The 6074-nt window shown below is 46.0% G+C and carries 6 protein-coding genes and 1 pseudogene; 4 read left to right on the forward strand and 3 right to left on the reverse strand.

Translation table 11 applies throughout. The annotated features are described in order from the left end of the window. From ACKFKF_RS33970 to ACKFKF_RS33985, 4 genes are all read left to right on the forward strand, one after another. Positions 1-1074, forward strand: a 1074-nt coding sequence (locus tag ACKFKF_RS33970) for a tyrosine-type recombinase/integrase (RefSeq protein ID WP_446871779.1), incomplete at its 5' end; no start/stop codon positions are given. 23 nt (positions 1075-1097) lie between these two features. Next, complete coding sequence (locus tag ACKFKF_RS33975) at positions 1098-1274, forward strand: hypothetical protein (protein ID WP_446871780.1); 177 nt, start codon at positions 1098-1100, stop codon at positions 1272-1274. A gap of 34 nt (positions 1275-1308) precedes the next feature. Beyond that, entirely contained in the window at positions 1309-1473 is a 165-nt protein-coding gene (locus ACKFKF_RS33980) for a hypothetical protein (protein WP_446871781.1), read from the forward strand. 308 nt (positions 1474-1781) lie between these two features. Then, positions 1782-3269 carry a pentapeptide repeat-containing protein gene (locus tag ACKFKF_RS33985; protein ID WP_446871782.1) on the forward strand — a complete coding sequence of 496 codons (1488 nt, stop codon included), beginning with the start codon at positions 1782-1784 and terminating at the stop codon, positions 3267-3269. A gap of 207 nt (positions 3270-3476) precedes the next feature. Here ACKFKF_RS33985 and ACKFKF_RS33990 read toward each other — a convergent pair whose 3' ends face one another. The 3 genes and pseudogenes from ACKFKF_RS33990 to ACKFKF_RS34000 all read right to left on the reverse strand — a co-directional run. After that, entirely contained in the window at positions 3477-4379 is a 903-nt protein-coding gene (locus ACKFKF_RS33990) for a hypothetical protein (protein ID WP_446871783.1), read from the reverse strand. Beyond that, on the reverse strand, positions 4369-5193 hold the full coding sequence (locus tag ACKFKF_RS33995; RefSeq protein ID WP_446871784.1) for a ParA family protein: 825 nt from the start codon (positions 5191-5193) through the stop codon (positions 4369-4371). The genes ACKFKF_RS33990 and ACKFKF_RS33995 overlap by 11 nt, the downstream gene beginning before the upstream one ends. Before the next feature lie 446 nt (positions 5194-5639). Further along, positions 5640-5972, reverse strand: a pseudogene (locus tag ACKFKF_RS34000) (PDDEXK nuclease domain-containing protein); the annotation flags it as partial. Positions 5973-6074 lie beyond the last annotated feature (102 nt).

Below are 6074 nucleotides of genomic sequence, written 5' to 3' on the forward strand. Positions count from 1 at the left end.
CCGCAATGGTCATCTTTTGCCTTAAGCTGTGGTCAACTTATTATTAAAATCACAATTTTGAAATCTATGCCCAGAGCTATCCCAGAAATTCAGATTACTCCGGTCGCTCAGGGACAAAAACCAGAGCTGCCCAGCCCTACAGATTTAAGAGAAGTGCGCGTGGAGGAATTTTTGCAGGCACGATCGCTGGCTCCCAGAACTCAGAAAGCCTACCGTCAAGACTTACAGCAGTTCCTCGACTGGAGCGATCAAAGCTGGGCTGAAATCTCGCCCCGACAGATCGCCCAGTTCAAAGCGCACCTGCTGCGGAAAGATTTAGAAACTGATCAACGAGTGTTATCGGATGCTACCGTGCGACGGGTGTTGGGAACGGTAAAAAATTTCCTGGGTTGGATGACTCGTTCTCGCTACATTTCGATTGATCCCACCACTGAAGTAGGCTTGCCTAAATTGGTAGAACCCGAAGCTCAAAATCTCAATGAGGCAGAAGTTGAACGGATTTATCACGCGATCCGCCAAAGCTCGATGCCAGAACGAAATCTAGCTTTGATTTCAGTTTTACTGCACGGTTTGCGGGCAAATGAAGTTTCTGGACTGAATCGAGAGGATTTTGATGGGCGGCGGCTGAGAATTCAGGTGGCAAAAGCCGATAGCAAAGGATTCGTGCCGCTGACCGAAGCCGCGATCCTCAGTTTGGAAACCTATCTAACGTGGCGACAACAGCAGGGAGACGTGATCCAGTCAATCAGTCCTCTGTTTGTCTCTCATTCTCGACGGAACAAAGGACAGCGGCTCAGTTATGAGGGGATTCGCAAAGTGGTCGATGCGATCGCTCTAGAAACGGGACTGGATTTTCATGCTCATCGCTGTCGGCATACGTTTGCGACAAACTTGGTGCTGAAGGGGATGAATCCCTATCATGTCATGACATTGACGCGCCATCGATCCGTGCAGAGTTTTCGGCGCTACACCAAGGCAGCAGACCAGGCGGCGGCGGAAGCGGCGTTCTATGAAACCACAGGGACTTCGCAGACGCAAGCATCTTCTGGGTTTGAGCCTTCACCCTCTATCTGACTTCAGGCTATCCGTCCGATGAGATGGATACTTGTGAGCAGAGCGATCGACCGTTGCCCATCACCCAACTGGCAAAAAAGCTGATTCAAGCAGGGATGGAGCCGTTTGAAGACTTTGTACCTTGTCTTGATCGTTGCCTGGTGATCGAAGGCGAAAAACACACCAGAGGAGCCGCAAGCTCAGTTGAGAGAAAGGATTGACCCGAAAGAGACATCGGGAAAGGAGCTTTATGAGATGGATGAGGGGATCGGGCAGGCGTTGATTGTGGCGGGGCCGGGAGATGAAGGATCAGTATTTGGGGTGATGATCTTTAAATACTTTTATACTCAACACAATAATGTCAGACAGCTAGACTCAACTTGCGCCTACAGAACTGCACAAATGGCAGCAAAGCTTTGAGGAAGCGAATCGTCACAACATTTTTTGTCCTTGTCGAGAGTGCGATTACGAGTGGATTGCGTCCAAAGCTGAAGCTTGTGTTTGTGGAAGCAAAAGTGTGGAACACATTGTGTGTTGGCAGTTTCCAGATAGTTGAAAAGATCTTGAGGTTTCATGGTGTGATTTTGCAGTTATCCCGAATCAATCCCTTTTATTAGTGAGAAGACAATCGATACATAATGTAGTAGAGGCTATCGCTGTCATTCACGAGCAATACGCATTTCCGTAATTTGGGAAGTGATTTGTTCATTGTAGGAAGACGATTTCAAATGGTTAATCAAGAGTTTCTTCTGGCTCTTCTTAAACGTGGAGATACTATTTCATGGAATAGGTGGAGAAGCGCTAACCCTCAAATTCAAAACCTAGATTTGAGTGGCGTTAATCTGCGAGGTTTGAAACTACCACCGACAACCGTTGTTGGACATGATCCGAAGGACTGTACACGTTTCTGTGCTAACCTTCGTGCCATCGATTTTAGTGGAGCAGATTTAGGAGAAACCCAGCTTGTCGAAGCTGATTTACGACTTGCAAATTTGAAAGGTGCTAAATTTGACAACGCTCTGCTTAATGAAGCAGATTTTAGGGAAGCTGATCTGAGTAAAGTAAATTTCCATAAAGCAAATCTTGATAAAGCAAACTTTAGTAAGGTGAATCTCAGTAAGGCTAATTTGAGTCAAGCAATCCTAAGCGAAGCAAACTTTGATAGCAGCTCGCTAGAAGCAGCTTTTCTTCACACAGCGGACTTAATGAATGCAAACCTTGAGAATGCAAACCTTTATAAGGCAGTTTTAGCTGGTGCATGGCTTAGTGGAGCAAACTTTCGTGGAGCTAACCTCCACGAGGCAAATTTAGTAGCAGTGCAAGCAAGAAAAGCTGATTTTACAGGAGCAATTCTCACAGGAACTTGTCTACAAGATTGGAATATTGGCAGTGAGACCAAACTGGATGGTGTGATATGTGAGTATGTCTATCTGAAATTGGATCAACAAGAACGTCGTCCCAGCAGTGGCATCTTCGCTCCAGGTGAGTTTACTGCTCTATTTCAAAAAGCACTCGAAACCGTTGACCTCATCTTTGCCGATGGCATCGATTGGCAAGCCTTCTTCCAATCCTTTCAAGAATTGCGATCGCAATATGACAACATTTCCATCCAAGCGATCGAGAAGAAAAGCGGCGGTGCATTCGTTATTCGGTTAGAAGTACCAGAAGGAGCAGATAAGGCAGCGATCGAACGGCAAGCGAAAGAACTCTACGAAGTGAAAGTGCAACTTCTAGAAACTCAATATCAGCAACAACTCAAGAATGTAGAAATTGAAGGTTATCGCCGAGAGAATACTAATCTACTAGGAATTGTTAATTTGTTAGGTAGTAGACCAATTAATGCGATCGCAATAGCGGAGAGTCAATTAATGGGAGATCGAAATATTTACATGGGCAGCGGTAATTACAACGAGAATATCGGTGGTGATTACATCCAGGGAAACTACATCAACATGAGCCAAGATCTCGCTCAAGCGGCTCAACAAATTCAAGACCTTCTCCAGCAGCTTCAGAATCAGGGTGTGACGGTTGAAGAGTCTCAGCAACAAGTCGCGACAGACATGGCAAAGCAAGCAGAGAGTAATCCTGCCATGATGGGGAAATTGGTGCTGTGGGGAAAGGCAATGGCAAATAAAGCCAGTGAGACAACGGTGAGTGAGGCCGCGAAAGTGGTCTTTACCTTAGTATTGAAGGCGGCCGGACTTCCACTTCCCTAGAATTTGATTCCCGGTGCTGTAAGGTATGCTGCTACTCATCAACATTTAAGAGATCGAGTGCTAAAGGAGGGTTAAACCATGAAAGTTGAACTGAACCTAGACGAGATTCATTGGCTGAGGTACAACGTGATTCAGTCAGACTTATTCAGTGAAATTGTCTCTTCAGTTGTTTCGTAAGGCAGACCAGACAATTTTGCTCATAAGGACTCACAACAAGACTTGAAGCGTTGCTTGAATCGTTTGTAGTCGTTCTTTCTGGGATTGCTCCAGGTTTAATCCGCTCACCTCTTTTACAAGGCGTTCGATCTGAGCTAACTTCTTATCGACAGCACTTTCAGACAGCCCCACCTCAGGCGGCTTTTCATACTGGCTAATCGCTTTTCGCAATTGGCTAAACGAGGTTTCATAAACGGGTAAGTAAGCTTCTGACGATAAAGGCAACTGTCCCGCTAACAAACCAGAAAACGCGATCGGTCTTGGAAGACGACAGACTTGCTCTAACTTACTCACTCCTAACTCTAAAACTCCAGCAATGCCATCGACATAAGAAGCCAAAAAGCTTTCTACAACATCATGTTGCAGGCGTTCTCCCATTTGCTTTACTTGGATTTGAATCTCTTCAGAAATCTCGCTGCCGTTTCTCAACTCCTCCACAAGCTCAAGAAACTCGTCTAATCCTTTAGTGACCCGTCGGTATGACCAAACCTGCCGAGCCGTGATTGAGTCCCCATTCGATCGCTTGATCTCACCCCCATTAATAAAGTCAGTTAAATTGCGATAGCCCAACTTTTCATAGAGCTGATGCTGATCGATGAAGTTTAGCCGAGTGCCGATCGCGTAAGCATAAATCGTACTTTGCGCTTGAGCGGTTTGAATGGCTCTGTCGATTTGTCCTTGATAAGAAGCAATCTGACCCAAAAGCTCATCCAGGGATTGGGCTGATTGGGGACGGCAAACTTCTAAGGCCCTCAACCAATTCCCTCGATCTTCTAAATTGATGCGATCAAGATTAAGAATTGGCTCCAATCGGACAACAGGTTTAGATTCAGTCGGAAGCGGAGACCCCAACGGACTGCGCTGCATTCGGGCGCGAGCAGATTTAGCGGGCATGACTCACCTCCAGTCCTGCACATCGTTGCTGTTCCAAATAGTCTGCAAGCTTTTGAAATGGCTCAATGTGCTTATTTTCGACTCCGGGATATTCATAGATTGGTACGCCTGCTTCCGACAATTCAGCATAGAGCGTCAGGTCATTTACGGGTGGAGCAACCCAGATGGGAGCCTGTTGGAAGGGCAAATGAGGGGTTGCGTCCCAATTACACAGATCTTGATAACTTCGCTTTGAAAACGAGGTGCGTCTTAGTTGAAAAGGCACAAACGTTGAGACAACCACATCAGGATTGAGTCGATCGGCAATTTCAGAGATTTTTTGCAGCAGTCTAGGCAGATTTTTCACCGCCAACCATTCCATCTGCACCGGGACAACAACCTGGTCACAAGCAACTAATGCATTTCGAGTGAGTAGACCATCTCCTTTGGGCGTGTCTAGCAAAATGAAGTCATACTCAGATGAGATCGCGTCGAGCGCATCCCGCAGTCGCTGATCCGAACCAATCCCTTTCTCGACTTCTTTTTCGTAGTGATCTAATTGAGACCCAGGGGTAATGAGATCTGCCCAGCCCTCGATCGACACCACCGCTTTCTTCATTAGCGATCGCTGTTCTCGACGAGAAGAGTTGAGAACTTCACCAATATTAGGGTTTGACGCATCACACTCACATCGGAATGCGGCCGATAAGTCGGCTTGTGAATCCAGGTCTATACACAAAACTCGTTTTCCCATTCGAGTCAAGACTGCCGCGAGACAGAACGTAGAAGTCGTTTTGCCAACGCCACCTTTGACCGCAGCTACAGCAATTTTCACGATTCAGTACCTCGTAACATAAGGAGATCGATGACACAATTTCCCAGCTATTTTACTGCACAACCTTACAGTTGAATCGTTTTCTTACTGAAGATGTCTTCAGTTACTTTAATTGTTCGTGTTTCTGCTTCTAAAATCCTGGAACGTAAATTCCAGCCTTGAATTGGAGAGATTCACAACGAGTAGCGTTTTAAGGAGTTTGCCGACTGAAGACATCTTCAGTCGGCAACGAGCGAGATTAAGCGATCGCCTTCCACAACTCGGTCGAGATATTAATTGACGTATTGTTTCCAATTCAACACCCTAGCTGCTCAATGACTTGTTGATCAATCACTTAGATCAGTTCATAACCCCACGCCTAAAGCTGCCTAACGAAATCGAAGAGAAGCTGTCAGATTATGTAAAAGAAATTCTTGGCGGTCGCTCAGATAATATCGTGAACCTGTTCAAGCGTCTGTGTCTTCTTCAGAAACAACTGCTGCCGCAATCGTGTCCAGTTCCATTTCTAACTGCTCGATACTGGGCAAACTCTGCTGAAACGGTTCTGGTAAAGAGCCTTTGAGTTGATAGGTTGAAATGCCGATCGGTTTATTCACATCGCGAAGCGCATATTCAGCAGCCGTCTTCTTTCTACCCTTGCAAAGAATGATCCCGATCGTTGGCTTGTCATCAGCATGTCGCAACAAATCGTCTACGGCTGAAATATAGAAGTTCATTTTTCCGGAAAATTCTGGCTGAAATTCTGAAATCTTCAAGTCAATCACAATGTAGCAGCGAAGCTTTAAGTGATAGTTAGCCTAAGTAGGGTGATCACTCACCCTACTTAGGCTCCAGAACCGTACATGACCCTTTCGACTCATACGGCTCCTCAGTGATGTGGT

The organism is Phormidesmis sp. 146-12 (genome assembly GCF_052939495.1).